This window comes from Capilliphycus salinus ALCB114379, assembly GCF_047276495.1.
Classification (GTDB): domain Bacteria; phylum Cyanobacteriota; class Cyanobacteriia; order Cyanobacteriales; family Microcoleaceae; genus Capilliphycus; species Capilliphycus salinus.
The window spans coordinates 5,867,207-5,884,783 of sequence record NZ_CP178543.1 but is presented as its reverse complement, the minus strand read 5'-3'; the positions used below and the strand labels follow the sequence as shown (position 1 = coordinate 5,884,783).

General features: G+C 45.0%; 13 protein-coding genes. 6 read left to right on the top strand and 7 right to left on the bottom strand.

The features are described 5' to 3' along the window. Nucleotides 1-285: 285 nt before the first annotated feature. The 7 genes from ACL6C3_RS23855 to ACL6C3_RS23825 form a co-directional block, all read right to left on the bottom strand. Nucleotides 286-1,512 carry an RNA-guided endonuclease InsQ/TnpB family protein gene (locus ACL6C3_RS23855; protein ID WP_413168407.1) on the bottom strand — a complete coding sequence of 409 codons (1,227 nt, stop codon included), beginning with the start codon at nucleotides 1,510-1,512 and terminating at the stop codon, nucleotides 286-288. Between the two features lie 755 nt (nucleotides 1,513-2,267). Next, the gene (gene rpmB, locus ACL6C3_RS23850) at nucleotides 2,268-2,504 is read right to left on the bottom strand and encodes a 50S ribosomal protein L28 (RefSeq protein WP_413161715.1); all 237 of its coding nucleotides are present in this window, start codon (nucleotides 2,502-2,504) and stop codon (nucleotides 2,268-2,270) included. 269 nt (nucleotides 2,505-2,773) lie between these two features. Next, on the bottom strand, nucleotides 2,774-3,865 hold the full coding sequence (locus tag ACL6C3_RS23845) for an ISAs1 family transposase (protein WP_413160293.1): 1,092 nt from the start codon (nucleotides 3,863-3,865) through the stop codon (nucleotides 2,774-2,776). Nucleotides 3,866-4,351: 486 nt separating this feature from the next. Then, nucleotides 4,352-6,310: a molecular chaperone HtpG gene (gene htpG, locus ACL6C3_RS23840; protein WP_413161713.1), complete on the bottom strand. Its 1,959-nt coding sequence runs from the start codon at nucleotides 6,308-6,310 to the stop codon at nucleotides 4,352-4,354. A gap of 171 nt (nucleotides 6,311-6,481) precedes the next feature. Further along, a complete protein-coding gene (locus ACL6C3_RS23835; RefSeq protein WP_413161711.1) occupies nucleotides 6,482-9,274 on the bottom strand; it encodes an ATP-dependent Clp protease ATP-binding subunit in 2,793 nt (930 codons plus the stop codon). A 138-nt stretch (nucleotides 9,275-9,412) separates the two neighbouring features. Further along, nucleotides 9,413-9,841 carry a lactoylglutathione lyase gene (gene gloA, locus ACL6C3_RS23830; protein WP_413161709.1) on the bottom strand — a complete coding sequence of 143 codons (429 nt, stop codon included), beginning with the start codon at nucleotides 9,839-9,841 and terminating at the stop codon, nucleotides 9,413-9,415. A gap of 45 nt (nucleotides 9,842-9,886) precedes the next feature. Then, the gene (locus ACL6C3_RS23825; protein WP_413161708.1) at nucleotides 9,887-11,116 is read right to left on the bottom strand and encodes an RNA-guided endonuclease InsQ/TnpB family protein; all 1,230 of its coding nucleotides are present in this window, start codon (nucleotides 11,114-11,116) and stop codon (nucleotides 9,887-9,889) included. A gap of 464 nt (nucleotides 11,117-11,580) precedes the next feature. Between ACL6C3_RS23825 and ACL6C3_RS23820 the strand changes: the two genes are divergently transcribed. The 6 genes from ACL6C3_RS23820 to ACL6C3_RS23795 all read left to right on the top strand — a co-directional run bounded on the left by ACL6C3_RS23820 (nucleotide 11,581) and on the right by ACL6C3_RS23795 (nucleotide 17,528). Beyond that, the gene (locus ACL6C3_RS23820; RefSeq protein WP_413161705.1) at nucleotides 11,581-12,120 is read left to right on the top strand and encodes an ADP-ribosyltransferase; all 540 of its coding nucleotides are present in this window, start codon (nucleotides 11,581-11,583) and stop codon (nucleotides 12,118-12,120) included. A 388-nt stretch (nucleotides 12,121-12,508) separates the two neighbouring features. Further along, nucleotides 12,509-13,603, top strand: coding sequence for a PEP-CTERM sorting domain-containing protein (locus ACL6C3_RS23815; protein WP_413161702.1), 1,095 nt, complete (start codon nucleotides 12,509-12,511; stop codon nucleotides 13,601-13,603). A 382-nt stretch (nucleotides 13,604-13,985) separates the two neighbouring features. Further along, on the top strand, nucleotides 13,986-15,791 hold the full coding sequence (locus ACL6C3_RS23810; RefSeq protein ID WP_413161700.1) for a sodium:solute symporter family protein: 1,806 nt from the start codon (nucleotides 13,986-13,988) through the stop codon (nucleotides 15,789-15,791). Between the two features lie 236 nt (nucleotides 15,792-16,027). Then, nucleotides 16,028-16,216: a hypothetical protein gene (locus ACL6C3_RS23805; RefSeq protein ID WP_413161698.1), complete on the top strand. Its 189-nt coding sequence runs from the start codon at nucleotides 16,028-16,030 to the stop codon at nucleotides 16,214-16,216. Then, nucleotides 16,209-16,730 (top strand): GNAT family N-acetyltransferase, encoded by a 522-nt coding sequence (locus ACL6C3_RS23800; protein WP_413161695.1) that lies wholly within the window; start codon nucleotides 16,209-16,211, stop codon nucleotides 16,728-16,730. The genes ACL6C3_RS23805 and ACL6C3_RS23800 overlap by 8 nt, the downstream gene beginning before the upstream one ends. A 54-nt stretch (nucleotides 16,731-16,784) precedes the next feature. After that, nucleotides 16,785-17,528 carry a HEAT repeat domain-containing protein gene (locus tag ACL6C3_RS23795; protein ID WP_413161694.1) on the top strand — a complete coding sequence of 248 codons (744 nt, stop codon included), beginning with the start codon at nucleotides 16,785-16,787 and terminating at the stop codon, nucleotides 17,526-17,528. Nucleotides 17,529-17,577: the final 49 nt, after the last annotated feature.

Here is a 17,577-nt window from a genome sequence, read left to right as displayed (position 1 = left end):
AGACATAGATGTGTCCTGACTCTCAGTCACGTTGGGTTTGCTGGTGGTGGGATGAGGACAAAACCCCAACCCGAATTTAAGGTTTTACTACGAGGGGATAAGACACGGTTAGCTTATTTCTAGCTTAACGCTTTAATTTTTAATTTAGATTTGTGATTATCCGTTTACACATTTGCCCGTTACCGTTTCCCAGGAGGGAAAATTAGATTAAGTTTCGGTTCCGGGGACAGAATCGACCAGAAAAAATCCAGTCGGATACACCTCTTTTGACAACTCCCATCGCTTTTAGCGAGGGATTCTTCCTTCACAGTTTAACGCCTTGCAAAAGCAGTGCCTTTGCTTGGTCTTACTCGAACTCCAGAAGCGGTCGCGCTCCGGCCCTCCCGCCACGCCAGTTGCTCTTCGACGGAGACCGTCAAGACCGCACTGGCTCAAAAGTCGTAAACCTTCTTCTCTGATATTTATCGCGGCGTTGATATCCCTGTCATGTTCAGTCTGACAATTCAAGCAAGTCCACTCTCTAATTTCAAGAGGTAGACTACCTACTTGATTCAGGCAAACATGACAAGTTTTTGAACTGGGAAAGAATCTATCAACCTCGATGTAGACTTTTCCTTCCCATTCCGCTTTGTATTTGAGCAGGGTACAAAATTGTCCCCAACCTGCATCGCTAATTGACTTGGCGAGTTTATGGTTTTTGACCATGTTTTTGACCGCTAGATTTTCTACCGCAATGACTTGGTTTTCGTCAACTAATTTACGACTTAGTTTGTGTAGAAAATCTTCTCGACAACGAGTTATTTTAGCGTGAACCTTGGCAATTTTAATTCGAGCTTTGTTCCGGTTCTTGGAACCTTTCACCTTACGGCTCAGTTGCTTTTGTTTCTTGGCTAACTTAGTCTCATATTTTCGATAATACTTAGGATTACCATGCTTACTTCCATCAGAAGTAATTACAAAATGCGATAACCCACAGTCAATTCCAATCGCTTTTCCGTCAACGTTGATTGTGAGTTTTTCTTTGCCATTGTCATACAGGCATGAGGCATAAAATTGACCCGATGGAGTTAGTGAAACTGTTACTGATTTAATTGTCCCTTCTGGTAGTCGAGAGACTTTACAGTAAACTTTTCCTAACTTCGGTAATTTCAAATAGTCACCTTGCAATTTAACCCTTTGAGGAAACCTAATCGACTGCTTGTTGTGTTTCTTTTTAAAGTTGGGATATTTAGCCCGTTTCTCAAAGAAATTTAAAAATGCACTCGACAAATCTAGGGCAACTTGCTGCAAGCACTGAGAGGGCGGTTCGCTTAACCACTCATGCTCTTTTTTTAAGCCGGGTAAAAGCTTGATGATGTCATTGCGACTCAAACCTTTACCCGTTTCTTTATAGGTTTGAGAAGTTAAGTTAAGGGCGTAGTTATAGAACCAACGAGCAGAACCCATTGACCGAATTAACTGGTCTTTCTGCTTGTTGGTGGGATATATTCGGTATTTATACGCCTTTAGCACATTTCTTACCAAACTACTTCTGCTATGATATCAGGTGATCGCGCCATTCCCGACCGTCACTGAAAGTGAGGGTCTTCTGGCAAATTGAGATAAATAGCAAATCTTTTGGAGATTGGGGCGTTCCCCCTGTCACATCAACGCTGTGTGATGGATCACAGTCCCGTTCAATTTGCCACGCATACAGAATTTATTGTTATTCTTCCCAAAACAAACAAAAAAGCGATCGCCACCGGTTAAATTCATCGAGGGGTGTTAACTTCTGCGATCGCATTGTGATCGTTTGTTCGCTTTAGATCTCCATCTCCCTATCATCGGGAATCCCCCCTTGATCCCCCCTAGCCCCCCTTAAAAAGGGGGGTGGCGTTCGCGGGGGGGATTCCCTTAAAAAGGGGGGTGGCGTTCGCGGCGGGGATTCCCTTAAAAAGGGGGGTGGCGTTCGCGGGGGGGATTCCCTTAAAAAGGGGGGTGGCGTTCGCGGGGGGGATTCCCTTAAAAAGGGGGGTGGCGTTCGCGGGGGGGATTCCCTTAAAAAGGGGGGTGGCGTTCGCGGCGGGGATTCCCTTAAAAAGGGGGGTGGCGTTCGCGGGGGGGGATTCCCTTAAAAAGGGGGGTGGCGTTCGGGGGGGGGATCAAGGGGGCAAGGGGGGATAAACACAAAAGTTTTAGACCAGAGATTCAAATCTCTGTCTAATACATAAAGTCCTCTGAAGAGGACTTGGGTTTTTAGACGGGGAATAAATTCCCCGGTTTTAGATCTAGAATTTATTAAGATCGAGTCCTGCTTCTTTCGCCATTGCGTGAATACCCTTAGTTTCGAGGGTTTTAATCGCCTTCGTGGAAAGTTTCAATCTCACCCAACGCTTTCCTTGAGGCCACCAAACCCGCTTCCATTGTAAATTGGGTTGCTGTAACTTGTGGGTCCGACGGTGGGAGTGAGAGACCGCCATTGCGTTATTTGCCTTTTTCCCGGTAATCTGACATCTACGAGACATAATACCTCCAAATTAACATTTTACTTACAGTCCAAACCTTTATTATATTGCTTCACCTGTAGAACCGCGAAATCTCCGCCTCTGTCTGGTGTTAGAAATTCCTGAGATGAATGTAAATCTGCAACGCCTGCGATCGCCACCTCTGACTCCCCAACGACCTCTGGCTAACCCTCTCCTACCTCTCCCCCTTCCACCTCACCGCAGCCCTCTCCTACAAGGAGAGGGAACGAATGGCCTCCCCCAACCCCCCTTTTTAAGGCAGGGCCGTTTCATTCTAACAAAATCCAAAGCCTAGACCACCTGTTATTAAGCCATCTTTGACCCTCTGTAATTGACACAAAGCCTAAAAGTCTAAAAAGATTAATTGCAATAGTTTGAAGAATCGATAAATTCGTTCGTGCTTGAAAGTGAGCTATAGAAGAATCATCTTCTTTGAAGATCACATCCTTGACCCAATGCAAGCGATTTTCAATTTGCCAATGACCTTTTATTTTTTCAGAAAAATAATCGGCTTTTTCCCAAACGCTACTGATGTAGTAAGCGACTTGATGATAGTCCTTTTTACCTCTTTTACCCCATCTTTCAACTCGGATTAAGCTTTTAATTTCATACCAACTAGATTTCAGGGAATCTATACTCTTGAAGACAGCTACTTGGCGTTGAATTTGGCGACCATGACTTTTATCTTGCTCTATCTTGATACTCAAAGGCTCTTGATTGTGGGCGACAGACTCTAGAGCTTGATACAATTTTTTTTGATTCTTTTTGACGGTGATTAAGTAGTGATTTTTTGATTCAATAATTTTTTTAACGGTTTGCTTTTGGCAGTGCAAAGCATCCAGAGTAAATACTTGATTCTTCAGGGGAAAATCTTCGATGATTTCTTGGACTTGCTTAATTTCTGAACAGCGTTTGTTCTCAAAGCAATTTAATCCCAATACAACTTGATATTCTTGACTGTACAAGGAAACAAATGAAACAAAGTTTTGATGAGAGTTGCCAAAATTGTCTACAGTGCTGCCTAAGCTTTTGCCATCAATACAGACCCAATCCCTCAAATCATCAGATTCACATAGACTACTAGACCATTGATTAAAAATGTCCTGAAGATTTGACCAGTCTACTCCCATCAGAACTCGTCTTATGGTTGATGAAGATGGAACTTTTGGGGATGAAATCTTAAATTTTTTAACAATTAGCTGTTGATTGGCTTTGGCAAAATCTCCCATCGCTCTATACCCTAAGTATCCCTGCATCGCTGCCAAAATTACTATCAATAGCACCAACCATAATGGATGCCTTCTGCCCTGGCGGCGGCGAAAGTCCTTGACTTTTTTAAGTTCTTTAATTAGACTATCCATAGATAAAATTTAAGAAAAAACTGGCGATTGCTATCATTTTACATCCGGCGCGATCGCCAGTTTTATTGTTCAATTCCCGCCTTTAAGAATCAGAGTGGAACAAGCCGTTTGAGTCAGGCGATCGCTATGTTTTTCTAAGATTTTAGGTGTTCTGAAGAAAAAAGGGGTGAAACTGCTTCCAATTTTAGCTCCTCGCGATCGCAAAATTTTAGAATGAAACAGCCCTGCCCTTTTTAAGGGGGGATTAAGGGGGGATCGGGGAGGTTGGTGGGGGTTAGTGGGAAAAGGTGTCCCTAATGGGACTATTTATTAATCGAGAGGGAACGATTGGCCTCCTCCAACCCCCCTTTTTAAGGGGGGATTAAGGGGGGATCGGGGAGGTTGGTGGGGGTTAGTGGGGTTGGGGGAGAGGTTAATAGCAAATGTTTACCGACTTTGAAACGGCCCTGCCATTATTGGGGGTCACGGGGGCGGGGGAGAGTTTAATTAAACCGCCCGTTGGGTTAACTGAGTTAACACATGATTTGAACGTTCAACAAAAGATTTCATACCGTTCGCATCAAAGCCTTTTTGTGCCATTAAAGCCAAATCATAAACGTGATGACAAATCATATTTGCCAATTCCGCAGAAGGAGATTCCGCCCCTTCAATACTTCCCTGACTCAAGTTCGCGAGATTTTGAATTAAAGGGTGAGAAGTATTAACCAACAAAACATGATCTTCAGGAAATTCGGCTTTTTGTTGCTGCAATAGTGCGGTCATATCCTGCAACCGTCGCATCGCTTCAGGAAGTAATACCATCGCCGGCGGTGTATCTTCTGATTTCAAGGCTTCGGTGCGAATATTAACTCTGGGTTTATTCAGCGACTTCTCGAACAGTTCTTTAATTTGTTCGCTGCGAGTTTTGTTGGTTTTCGGATCGACAATTTCAGTTTTATTACTGTCTTTGTCAATCAACTCGTCGTTAATTTCCGAGTCTACCCGCAGGAATTTCACATCGCTGTGTTCGCGTTCGAGGAAGCTGATAAAGTGGGTATCGATGAAAGAATCGAGGAATAAAACTTCCAAACCCTGACTCTTGTGCAGTTCAATATAGGTGGCTTGGGCTGCTTCTTCTGTGCAGTAAAAAACGCTATTTTCGTGGCGTTCTTTGTTGCGTTCGAGATATTCTTTTAAGGTTGTGTAGTAGTTTCCTTGGGCGTCGAAACTACCCGTTTTTTCCTCGGAAGATTCCCAAGCATCTTCTGCTTCTTCGGGTTTTTGTGCGTCTGTGGTTTCGGGTTTGTACGTGGTTCTAAAAACGAGAATATCTTCGACTTGCTTTTTAAATTTCTCGTCGTTGAGAGAACCAAATTTAACAAATGTTCCGATATCTTGCCAACAACGGATGTATTCTTTTTGATCGTCTCGATAAAGTTCTTTTAGGCGATCGCCGACTTTTTTCGCCACATAATCGGCAATTTTGCGAACGGTGCGGTTGGTTTGTAAAGCACTCCGAGAAATATTTAAGGGAATGTCGGTGCTGTCAATTACTCCCCGCAACGGTAACAAGAATTTGGGAATGATTTCTTCGCAGTGATCGCTAACAAAGACTTGGTTACAAAACAGTTTAATATTGCCTTGGGTAACATCAACATCCGGCTTCAGTTTGGGAAAGTAGAGAATGCCGTTGACAATAAAGGGATAGTCGGTGTTGAGATGAACCCACAGCAGGGGATCTTCTTGGAAGGGATAGAGATAGCGGTAGAGATCTAAATAATCTTCGTCGGTGAGGTTGCTGGGTGACTCTCTCCAGGGCGCTTTTTGACGGTTGACGGTTTCGCCGCCCATTCTGATGGAAACCGGCATAAAATCGCAATAGGTTTTCACCAGTTGACGAATGCGACTGTCTTCGAGGTATTCGAGTTCATCATCCATCAGGGTGAGGGTGACGGTGGTTCCCCGTTGGGTGCGGTTGGAGTCTTCGAGTTTAAATTGGGGCGAACCATCACAGGTCCAGTGTACCGCTTCGGCTCCCTCTTGGTATGATAATGTATCGATTTCGACTTGTCGGGCGACCATGAAGGAGGAATAAAAGCCCAAGCCGAAATGTCCGATAATGGCGTTATCGGCGTTGGATTGATATTTTTGGATGAATTCTTCGGCGCTGGAGAAGGCAACTTGGTTGATGTATTTTTTTACCTCATCTGCGGTTAAGCCAATGCCGTTATCGGTGATCGAGAGGGTTTTGTTGTCTTTGTCAACTTCTACCGTAATTTCGGGTTCGCCCATTTCCCCGGAGTATTCGCCAGATCGGGCGATGGTTTTCAGTTTGGAGATGGCGTCAACGCCGTTAGAGACGAGTTCCCGAAAGAATACTTCGTGATCGGTATAAAGGGATTTTTTGATGATCGGGAAGATATTCTCGGTGTGGATGGTAATCGTTCCCTGTTCGAGTACGGTCATAGGTTATACGGTTAATGCTCTAGAAATACGTTATTCTGGGACTATTGTGTGCGATCGCGATCCCTTTTGGGAAATGGGTGAACCCCCAAGAAGGAATTCGGATTTCCCCACACATCAACTGTGTAAATTGACAATAGCCCCTTGATTTGGCGATCGCGTTTGAAGGTGGGTTTAGGCTTCCGGTTGAACGATTTTGGTAATGGCCGTTACTGGAGACGATCGCTTTTCGGTTTCGGAAACTGGGGGTTGGCTGTTAAAAGATAAACCCTCCTCCGAACGTTCGATATAAATCGTATCTCCGGCAACGAACTTTTGTTCTAACAAGAAAGTGGCGATCGGATTTTCTAACTCCCGTTGAATAGCCCGTTTCAAGGGTCTGGCGCCGTAAACCGGATCGTAACCGACTTCGGCAATATAATTCATTGCCTCTTGAGACAACACCAAACTAATTTTTTGATCGACTAATAACCGCATCAGCCGCTTAACTTGGATGGCGACAATATGACGCAATTCTGACTTATTCAACGCATGGAATAAAATCGTTTCATCGACTCGGTTGAGAAATTCCGGGCGAAAATGCGATCGCAAAGCCCCCATCACCCGACGGTGCATTTCTTCATAACGGGAGTCATCTCCGGCGACATCGAGAATATATTCGCCGCCGATATTACTCGTCATTACAATTACCGTGTTGCGGAAGTCTATTTTCCGTCCCTGGGAGTCGGTAATGCGGCCGTCATCTAACACCTGTAAGAGGATATTAAACACGTCGGGATGGGCTTTTTCCACCTCATCAAACAGAATCACCGAATAGGGATGGCGGCGAACGGCTTCGGAGAGTTGACCGCCTTCATCGTAGCCAATATACCCCGGAGGCGCTCCAATTAAACGGGAAACGGCGTGTTTTTCCATGTATTCGGACATATCGATCCGAATCAGAGAATCTTCGCTGTCAAACAAAAACTCTGCCAAGGCTCTAGCCAATTCGGTTTTTCCGACCCCTGTCGGCCCCATGAACAGGAACGAACCAATCGGACGGTTGGGATCTTTCATTCCCGCTCTAGCACGGCGTATGGCGGCAGAAACGGCGGCTACGGCTTCTTTTTGTCCGATCACCCGTTGGTGGAGGTGGCTTTCGAGTTGTAGGAGTTTTTGCCGTTCGGATTCTAACAGGCGATTGAGGGGGATGCCGGTCCATTTTGCCACGATCGCGGCGATGTCGGCTTCGGTGACTTGTTCTCGCAGCAGGGTTGAGCCTTGAGACTGTAATTTGAGCAGTTCGGCTTCTTTGGCTTCGCGATCGCGGTGAACGGCTTCTAACCGACCATATTTTAACTGTGCGGCTTTATTAAGATCATAATCTCGTTCGGCTTGTTCGATTTGAACCCGCAGCTTTTCTTCTTCTTCTTTGAGGGTATTAATTCCGTCGAGTAACTCTTTTTCCGACTTCCACTGAGAGGATAATTTCTCTTGCTTGAGTTTCAAATTGTCGATTTCTTGTTTAATGCGTTCGAGTCGAACATTAACCGCCAAATCTTTTTGATGCAGACCGTCTCCGTTGGCGAGATCGCTTTCGCCTTCGATGGAGAGTTTCTCCATTTCTAACTGCATAACCCGGCGATCGATTTGTTCTAATTCTACCGGTTTGGAGGTAATCTCCATTTTCAATTGGGCTGCGGCTTCATCGACCAAATCAATCGCTTTATCGGGTAAAAAGCGATCGCTGATATAACGGCTCGACAGCATGGCGGCGGCGACTAAAGCCGAGTCGGTAATTTTAACGCCGTGATGACGTTCGTAGCGGTCTTTGAGTCCTCGCAGAATGGAAATGGTATCTTCGGGGGAAGGCTGATCGACGTATACTTGTTGAAACCGTCGTTCTAGGGCGGCGTCTTTTTCGATATGTTGGCGGTATTCGTCGAGGGTGGTTGCTCCGATACAGCGCAATTCGCCCCGTGCTAACATCGGTTTGAGTAGATTGCCGGCATCCATGCCCGAGCGTCCGGTACCGCCTCCGCCTCCGGCGCCGACAACGGTGTGCAGTTCGTCGATAAATAGGACGATTTGACCGTCGGAGTGGGTGACTTCTCGCAACACTGAGCGTAAGCGTTCTTCAAATTCCCCTCGCAGTTTGGCGCCGGCGATTAAACTTCCCATATCGAGAGAGATTAATTGACGGTTTTTTAGGGATTCGGGAACGTCTCCGTTAACGATGCGTTGGGCGAGTCCTTCGGCGATCGCAGTTTTTCCGACGCCGGGTTCGCCAATTAATACGGGGTTATTTTTGGTGCGACGGGACAGACAGCTAACGACTCGGCGAATTTCTTCATCCCGACCGATAACGGGGTCTAGTTTTCCGGCTTTGGCTTGTTCGGTGAGGTCGCGACCGTAGCGTTTGAGGGCGTCATAACCGGTTTCGGGGTTTTGGGTTTCCACTTTGGCGCTTCCCCGAGTGGCTTTGATGGCGTCTTCTAGTTTTTTGCGAACGGGGGGGACACCGGAAGAACGAGGGGATGTGCGCTGTTCCATTCCGGGGCGTCCGGGGCGTCCGGGGGGTTGTTGTTGTTGTTGTCCTCCGCCACCGAGTAGACGCCGGCCGATGCGTTCATCTTCTGTAAAGGCGATTAAAATGTGTTCGATGGAGATAAATTCATCTTCCCAGGTTTGTCGGTTTTGTTCGGCGACGTCGAGTAGTAAGTCTAAGCCGCGACCGAGATAGAGATGATCGATTTTTCCGACTCGCGGTTGACGTTTGGTGTAGGCTTCGAGTTGTTGGATTATGTTGTCGGGGTCTATTCCCGCTCGCAGGAGGATCGTTGTAGCGAGTCCATTTTGTTCGAGTAGAGCAATAATTAGGTGTTCAACTTCGAGATTTTGATTGTAAAAACGACGAGCGACTTCCTGGGATTTAACGATCGCTTCCCAGGCTTTTTCTGTAAATTTGCTCTCATCAGTCGGTTGCATCTTGCGATTTTTAATTGGGGGTTTGGGGTGTGAAAGGGAATCGTTTCAATAGAAGCAGGAAAATTCCCAATTGACTGGCTGATCCGATTGTTCAAGAGCGAATTTTATCGGTTTTCCTACTTCTATCTTTATTTTGGGTTAACTGGCCGCTGTTGCGGTTTCTTTTTCTTGGCTGCTTCCTTGAGTGCCAAGTTGAATCAGTTCTATCTTATAACCATCGGGGTCTTCTACAAAGGCGATCACGGTTGAACCATGTTTCATCGGCCCGGGTTCTCGGGTGATTTTACCACCGGCCGCTTTGATTTGCTCGCAAGTGCTGTAGATATCGTCTACGCCCAGAGCAATGTGGCCGTATCCATTGCCGAGATCGTAATGATCGGTTCCCCAGTTATAGGTTAACTCAATAACGCTATGATCGGCTTCATCCCCGTAACCGACGAACGCGAGTGTAAATTCTCCGCCGGGATAGTCTTTTTGACGCAGGAGCTTCATCCCGAGAATATCACAGTAAAATTTTTTAGATTCTTCTAGGTTGCCGACTCGCAACATTGTATGTAACAGTCTCATTGCTTGTATTCACCTTTTATATGTACCCTCACTGTTTATTATGAACTACGCCCGCGGTATAGACCGCGGGGTTTCTGACTTCGCGGGGGAATGCCTCAACCTAGACTTTCGCCCAGATTTTGGTCTGACTTCCCCTCCATCAGCAGCAGTCCCGGTTCCCGAGACCGATAAGATTCTGATGCCTTCTGCTCTAATATTTTGTGCTGCGTTTTCATCCCTGTCGTGGTGAGTCTTGCAGTTCGGACAAGTCCAAGACCTAATCTCTAACGGCATTTCACCAATTTGAAAATGACAGTTTGAGCAGAGTTTTGAACTGGGAAACCACCTATCTATTTCTACCAGTACCTTGCCCTCTTTTTCAAGTTTGTACGACAATAAATTGACAAACGTTCCCCACTCAACATCAGAAATTGCTTTGGCTAGTTTGGGGTTACGAACCATGCCCAATGTATTGAGTGATTCGACTACGATGACTTGGTTATCGTCAACAAGCTTTCTTGATAGCTTGTGCAGGTAGTCAAGACTAGCATTTCCAATCCGTTCGTGAACCCTAGCCACCCGTTTTCTGGCTTTTTCCCTTGATTTACTCCCTTTCTGTTTTCGCTGTTGTTTTTGCTGTTTTCTCTTGAGGTTGCGTTCGTGCTTTGCCAAATGTTTGGGATTGGGATATTTAGAAGTTTTGATGCCATCGTGAACAATCGCAAAATCTTTTAATCCCAAGTCTACCCCGGCTACTTTTCCATCAGTGCTAGGAACAGGATTATCCCCCTCCAACTCAATCAGCACAGAAGCATAATATTTCCCGGAAGGAGTCATGCTGACGGTTACGGTCTTAATTTTACCCACCACTGGCATCGGTTGGTGAAACCGAGCTTTTACAGTTCCCAATCGACCGGGGAATTTTAGATAACCATCAACAACCTTGACCGATTGAGGATATTGGATTGACTGCCTATTTTTCTTGGCTTTGAATTTCGGGTATTTGGCCCGACCATCAAAAAAGTTTTTGTAAGCTGTCACCAGGTTAACCGTTGTGGCTTGCAATACTTGTGAATAGCATTCTGACAGCCAACCTGTTTCTTCGGCACGTTTGAGTTGTGGCAAGTAAGCGTTCAAGGCGGCACGATTCAACCCTTTCCCCGTTGCTTTGTAGGTTTCAATGCACAAATTTAGTGCATAATTCCACCACCAACGGGAACAACCAAAATGTTGAGCCAGTACCGCTTGTTGTTCAGTTGTTGGGTACAGTCTAGCTCTAACAGCTTGGTGTCTCATTAGGCTTCCTCAGACCTGTTGCTTATCATTATTTAATAATTGTGTTAAATTGTCAAGTCAACATTGGAAATCTCCGTTCCTCCGATTTCCCGGCTTACATCACAACTTCTCTCGACTCCGGGGCGGGTTTATGTAAGTTATTTCGACCGAAAACATAGATTTACTCGGAGCCGCGCCCCTACAAGAGGCGTTGCATGATTGCATGATTGCCTGTTCTGTGTTCTCTGTCCCCTGTCCCCTTGAATGAATTTCTGTAACTTTACTCTAGTCATCTCAGAACAAAGGGGTTAAATTGTAGTAAGGGCTACAAAAACCGAGTTGCAAGTCTGTAATCTCATTTGAGGTTGGACTGTCCCCCCGGAATTCATTTCAGTTTGAGTCTATAAGCACCGCCAAGCCTATACCTCTAAGATAAAAAGTTCCCGCTTCGCTTTTTTAAGGTTTTAGAATTTTTTGACGTGACCATGAATACACTGACATCAACCTTGGAACCTTTGACCGCAGAAGATATCACTCGCTTAACTGGAATTGATACTCCTGTAGTTGAAAATATTTTTAATGCGATCGCCGATTTTACAACGGGAGATTATCGCAAAATTCGACGGGCAGAACAAGAAGGAATAAAAGATGCGAGAATTGATCTTCTCAACACTTTTATGAATAAAATGTCCGGCTATCAGGGCGAGATTTATCGGGGGTTGTCTTTTGGTGAAAAGTCGATTAAAGGCTTTATTGAAAAAATGAAAAACCCCTCGGGGTATACTTTGGAAGCAATGGCTAGCTTTACTTATAGCCTCAATATTGCTGAAAATTATTCGGGTTCTTGTTATTCAGTGGTCTTGAGAGTTACGGGAAATCGTTCCGGTGTGGCGATTTGTGATTTTTCGACGATGTATGCTGAATGTGAAGTGTTAGTACCCAAAGGAACTCGATATAAAGTTGTGAATTTTCCTGAGAAAATCGAACGGGGAAAAATTAATTATATTGACCTTGAGGAAATTTAAAATAATTAATGAATTGGGTCGGGGCGGGTTAAAATTATTGGGATTTTCCTCAAAAAAACTAAAATCAACCCGCCTCTAATATTTATATGGTTTTCAATGGGATGAAGCAAAGGACGAATTAATAACCCGGTTTTTCTAACTGATAAACCGGGCTTTTTGGATGTACTTAGGGAATAGCATCCTGTTATCTTCAATCAATTTAACTCACTGCATCCGAGAATATACGGAGAAACTAAAAACAAATAAATTCACCAATTCCGAGAAACTACAGATATACAAAATCTTTATTTTTTTTGTTTTGATTACGATTGAAATCTTCATAATTGAGTCAATATAATGGTGTTCAACCAAGCAAAAAACTATCAGCATGAAAACGGAGTTAAACGCCATGAAAACCTTAAAAACAATTGGAGTAGTCGCCACATCAGTTTGTTTAAGTTTAGTCGCACAAGCCGCACAAGCCGCAGATTTTACCAAAGTTGGTTCGGATTGGCATATTGTCTTAGATTCTTTCAAAGATGGTACTGACGGCAGTCTTAACGGTGTTGGGAGTCCGAGTAAATATGAAATGTTTGGTATGGCGATTAAAGCCGACCAAGATACCGTTTCTATTGCGATTAATGCCAATATTCCCCTCTTAGGAAATTATGCAGGAGGGGCTGCTGATGATAATGTTGGTTATGGAGATTTGTTCTTTAACTTTAGTGGAAAAGCTTTCAAAGATGCGAGTGCAGCCAATCAATTATTTGGGATTCGTTTTGCGGGTTCTAATGACTCTGGTGTTGGAAGTGTAGGGGTTTATGGAGATGTACAAGCTAAAAGTGTAGTTAGTTCAAATAGTGGATGGTCAAGCTTTAATAGCTATCAAAATTGGGTAGAAGGAAATAACCGAGATAAAACTCCCGGTGCAACAGGAACCAAAAGCGGAGAAGTGGGTTTCGGTGATTTAAGTGCAGGAGAAGCACGCCACTACTTAACGGCTGAAACCACAATGAAGCAAGTTCGGAAAACAATTCGTGTTCCTGAAACTCGGACGAGAACAGTCAGAAGAAATGGTCAACGGGTGACTGAAGAATACACAGTCATGGTGAATAAAAGAGTTTGGGAAACTGTTCCTGAAACCAAGATTCAAGATAAAAATTATAGCATCCAAAACGTGATTGCTTCTGGTAATTTATTGGGCGGAATTACCATGCTGAGTAATGACGAACTCGCGGGATTAGATTTCGGTACAAGTAACAGTTCTGTTTACAGCCTCGCCCATACGTTTGGATTTAGCTTTGACCGCAATTTACTTCCCGATGGTGAAGCTTTAATTAGTCTTTTAGCTGAATGTGTCAACGATGGTATGGTGATGGCGATGAACTTTGAACCGAATCAAACTACACCTGAAAGTGTTCCTGAACCGGCAACTGTCACCAGTTTAGCCTTAGTCGGTTTGGCGTTAGCCGGAAGCAAATTCAAGCGTCAAAATAAAGCGTAGTTGTTGAAAATAGCAGTTGCTATAATTCCTGAAAATAAAATTAAAAATTAGGGTGAGATTCTACGGGGTAGAGAGGTTTCTTTCTACCCTTTTAAATTTTCAATCACCGGAGTTGAACGGGGGTGGGGCGGGTTTTTTAAAAATTCAGTTGTGGGTGTCAGAGAGGGTCTAGAACCCGCCGCTACAGTATTTTCCTATCAATCATCCCTAGCAAACATTTCAGTATTCTAGATTAGAGATTATAAATGACAGATATTCCCCAACCCCTAACTCCCAATTTCCAACCCCTAATCTCAATCAGGCTTTTACAAAAGAGACATTCAGAGGTAGACTGGAAAGCTTAGATTCATTCTACTGTTTCGGCGTTTTCTTCTCAAAACTCATGCAACTGATTGACTGGTTAATTGTTTTGCTGTATCTGATCGTAACGATGGCGATGGGGTTGTATTTATCTCGTCAAGGTTCAAAAAGCCTTGCTGATTTTTTCGTTTCCGGGCGATCGCTTCCTTGGTGGTTGGCGGGAATTAGTATGGCGGCGACGACGTTTTCTATTGATACTCCCCTGTATATTACCGGGGTGGTTGCTAACCGAGGAATTGCCGGAAATTGGGAATGGTGGACGTTCGGTATTTCTCATATTATCATGGTTTACGTTTTTGCGCGAATGTGGAGACGTTCGGAAGTTCTCACGGATGCGGAATTAACGGAATTACGTTATGGTGGCAAAATGGGGGCGATTTTGCGGGGGGTAAAAGCGTTTATTTTTGCCGTTCCCATGAATTGTATTGCCATTGGTTACGCTATGTTAGCGATGGTAAAAGTGGTAGATGCGTTAAAGATTTGGCAGGGTTTGGGAATTGAAGCCGCCGAAAATAATCTCAAGCTTTTTAGTGTAATTGGGGTGAGTATTTTTGTTTTATTTTATGCGGGTTTGGCCGGACTTTGGGGTGTTGTTACTACGGACTTTTTTCAGTTTTTTCTGGCTTTGTTTGGGGCGATTATTGTTGCTTATTTTGCTTTGGGGAGTGTGGGCGGCATCGGGGAATTAGTGGCAAAAGTTCCGTTGGCTTCTCCAGAGAAAGATATTTTATCTTTACTTCCGGTATCTCTTGGCGGCAATGGATTAATTACGTTTAGCGAGACGGCTGGAATTACAGCCAGTACCTTTTTTGCTTATATTTTTATTCAGTGGTGGTCTTGGCGAAGAAGTGACGGGGGCGGTGAATTTGTGCAGCGTTTTGCGGCCGCAAAAAACGAATCCGAAGCGGAAAAAGCCGCCTGGACGTTTAATATTATGCACTATGTTATTAGAACTTGGCCCTGGATTTTGGTGGCGTTGGCTTCGATTGTTCTTTATCCGAATTTAGAAGATAAAGAGTTGGGTTATCCGCAGTTAATGCTTGATTTTCTTCCCCCCGGAATTTTGGGCTTGGTTGTGGCTTCGCTGTTGGCGGCGTTTATGAGTACGGTTTCGACTTCGATTAACTGGGGGGCTTCTTTTATTACCAATGACCTTTATTTGCGGTTTGTTCAACCGGAAGCGTCTCAAACTCAATTGGTTTTTATCGGGCGATTATCTTCGGTTTTAGTAACTGCTTTGGGGGGTGCGGCTGCGTTTTTGGCGACGGATGTTGCTACGGTTTTTCGGTTGGTTATTGCTATTGGTACGGGTTCGGGATTAATTTTAATTTTGCGCTGGTTTTGGTGGCGAATTAATGCCGCAGCCGAATTAACCGCAATTATCGCGAGTTTTTTTGTGGGAATGGTAACGAGTTTGGTGCCGTTTTTTAAGATTGAAGATTTTGGCTTGCGAATTTTATTTATTACGGCTTCGGTGACGGTTTTATGGGTAATTGTTTTGGTGTTGACTTCACCGGAATCTGAGGAAACTTTAGAAGCCTTTTATCGCCACGTTCGACCGGGCGGCCCGGGATGGACAAAACAACGCCTGAAAACCGGTTTACCTCCCGCTCAAGATTTGGGCTTGGATTTACAAAAAGCGATCGCCGCTATTGTATTATTGTTGGGGACGCTGTTAAGCGTGGGCGGCTTTTTACTGTTGCAAGAAACCCTCGCTTGGGTTTGTCTGGTTTTGGCGGTTGGCGGGGGCGTGGCTTTGCGTCAGTTGAGTAAAACCCGTGTTTTGCCTATGCCCAGACCGGGACTGGATGACGAGGATCTATTGTAGGGTTGTATGGGCGGTTTGGTAACGGATGGGTTTGGGTGGGGTATGGTAGCGGATGGGTTTGGGTGGGGTTTTTGAGGTTGATGGTTTTGGAAACGGATGGGGTAACGGATGGGTTTGGGTGGGGTGGTTGGGGCTTTTTGGTAACGGATGGGTTTGGGTGGGGTTTTTGAGATTTATGCTTTCTTGATGATAGATTACAATTATAATGGAAATCTCGGGCTGAAGTTAAAAATCCTATGGCTATTTTTCGTCAATATATTGCGCCTTTGATTGTGGTTTTGATTTTTTTATTGGCTTTAGTTGCAGTTAGCGCTCGGATCTTTTTACCGGGTGATTTAGCGGAACCCGCACCGGTGGGAGAAATGAATTCAACGGGAGAACAAGCCCAAATCTACCTGCCGACTATCAATTCGATTCGTGTCTGATTGGTTAATACCGGGTTATCGATTGCGTGCGGGTTCTCGTTTGGATCGGGCGCTGCTGTTAAAGTTCATGCACCGGACCTATCAAGAATTATATCCAAACCGCAACTTTAACCATTTAGCTGATACGATTGAGCAGTATTTTAGCAACCAAACTCCTTTGTGGTGGGTGGAAGTTGCAGGCCAAGAAAGTGCTTCCCAAGCTTCAGCTTATTTTTCCCCTTTGCGAACCCTTTCGCCTATTGCTTGTTTGTGGATGGGAAACGCAGTCGATCAGGTGCAAGGTGCGCGTATTGCTCATATTTTTCTGGTGTATGTTCATCGGGATCACCGTCGTCGGGGAATTGGTTCGGCTTTGATGGCTCATGCAGAAAATTGGGCCAAACAACGGGGAGATCAACAAATTAGCTTACAAGTTTTCTCCCACAATCAACCGGCGCTGAATCTTTACCGGAAACTCGGTTATCAAACTCAGTCGCTTTCGATGTTGAAGTCGCTATTTGATGAGGAAGTCTGAAAGGAATTTGCGATCGCCCGTTGAGATGTTACCGTCGTGCGGTAAATTAATGATATGGACGATAATGAGTTAAGTGTAATTCATAGCCCGGAAGCCTTTGAAAGTCCCCTGGATCATATGGAGGAATCAGACAGTCCTCAACCCGATCCGGAGGAAATGTTGCCGTTGCTGACTTCACCGGAACCGCAGCGCCGGATGATTGCAGCGAGGGCATTTTGTGAGATTCAAGATTCGCGGGCGGTGATTCCTTTGATTAATTTGTTGGGGGAAGCTTGTCCGTTAATTCGGGTTAGTGCGGCTTATGCTTTGGGGCGCAACCCTAGTCCCGATGCGGTGGAACCGTTGATCGAGCAACTCCAACAAGACTGGAATGGTTATGTTCGCAAAGGTGTGGTTTGGGCGTTGGGAAATTGTCGCGATCAGCGGGCTTTGGGTCCGTTGGTGGATGCGTTAAAAACCGATATTCCCGCAGTGCGGTTGTGGGCGGCTAGTTCGCTCGGTCAAATGGCAAAAGTGGGGTATGATGTGATCGTTCGGGCGGTGCCGCCGCTGATTCAAGGGTTGATTCGCGATGAGGTGGCAGCGGTTCGCAGTAATTGTGCTTGGGCGTTGGGTCAGTTGTGTCGCGAAATGCCTTCTAATGCGGTCTATGCTGGCGCTATTGATGGCTTAATTGAAGCTTTGGAAGAAGACAAGGATATGGGCGTGCGAGAGGATGCAAAGTCTTCGTTATTGCGAGTTGGCGATCCGCGTGGCTTACAGATTATTGAGGAGTTACAACGCGATGGGTTAATATAGTTTGCGATCGCTTACTTTGCCAATTTCAGTAAAACCGTGAACAATAGAG

Coding starts and splice junctions, on each gene's coding strand:
- ACL6C3_RS23805 (WP_413161698.1), top strand. CDS start 16,028: ATGGCTATTTTTCGTCAATATATTGCGCCTTTGATTGTGGTTTTGATT.
- ACL6C3_RS23825 (WP_413161708.1), bottom strand. CDS start 11,116: ATGAGACACCAAGCTGTTAGAGCTAGACTGTACCCAACAACTGAACAA.
- gloA (WP_413161709.1), bottom strand. CDS start 9,841: ATGAGACTGTTACATACAATGTTGCGAGTCGGCAACCTAGAAGAATCT.
- ACL6C3_RS23795 (WP_413161694.1), top strand. CDS start 16,785: ATGGACGATAATGAGTTAAGTGTAATTCATAGCCCGGAAGCCTTTGAA.
- ACL6C3_RS23835 (WP_413161711.1), bottom strand. CDS start 9,274: ATGCAACCGACTGATGAGAGCAAATTTACAGAAAAAGCCTGGGAAGCG.
- ACL6C3_RS23845 (WP_413160293.1), bottom strand. CDS start 3,865: ATGGATAGTCTAATTAAAGAACTTAAAAAAGTCAAGGACTTTCGCCGC.
- ACL6C3_RS23820 (WP_413161705.1), top strand. CDS start 11,581: ATGAATACACTGACATCAACCTTGGAACCTTTGACCGCAGAAGATATC.
- ACL6C3_RS23815 (WP_413161702.1), top strand. CDS start 12,509: ATGAAAACCTTAAAAACAATTGGAGTAGTCGCCACATCAGTTTGTTTA.
- rpmB (WP_413161715.1), bottom strand. CDS start 2,504: ATGTCTCGTAGATGTCAGATTACCGGGAAAAAGGCAAATAACGCAATG.
- htpG (WP_413161713.1), bottom strand. CDS start 6,310: ATGACCGTACTCGAACAGGGAACGATTACCATCCACACCGAGAATATC.
- ACL6C3_RS23810 (WP_413161700.1), top strand. CDS start 13,986: ATGCAACTGATTGACTGGTTAATTGTTTTGCTGTATCTGATCGTAACG.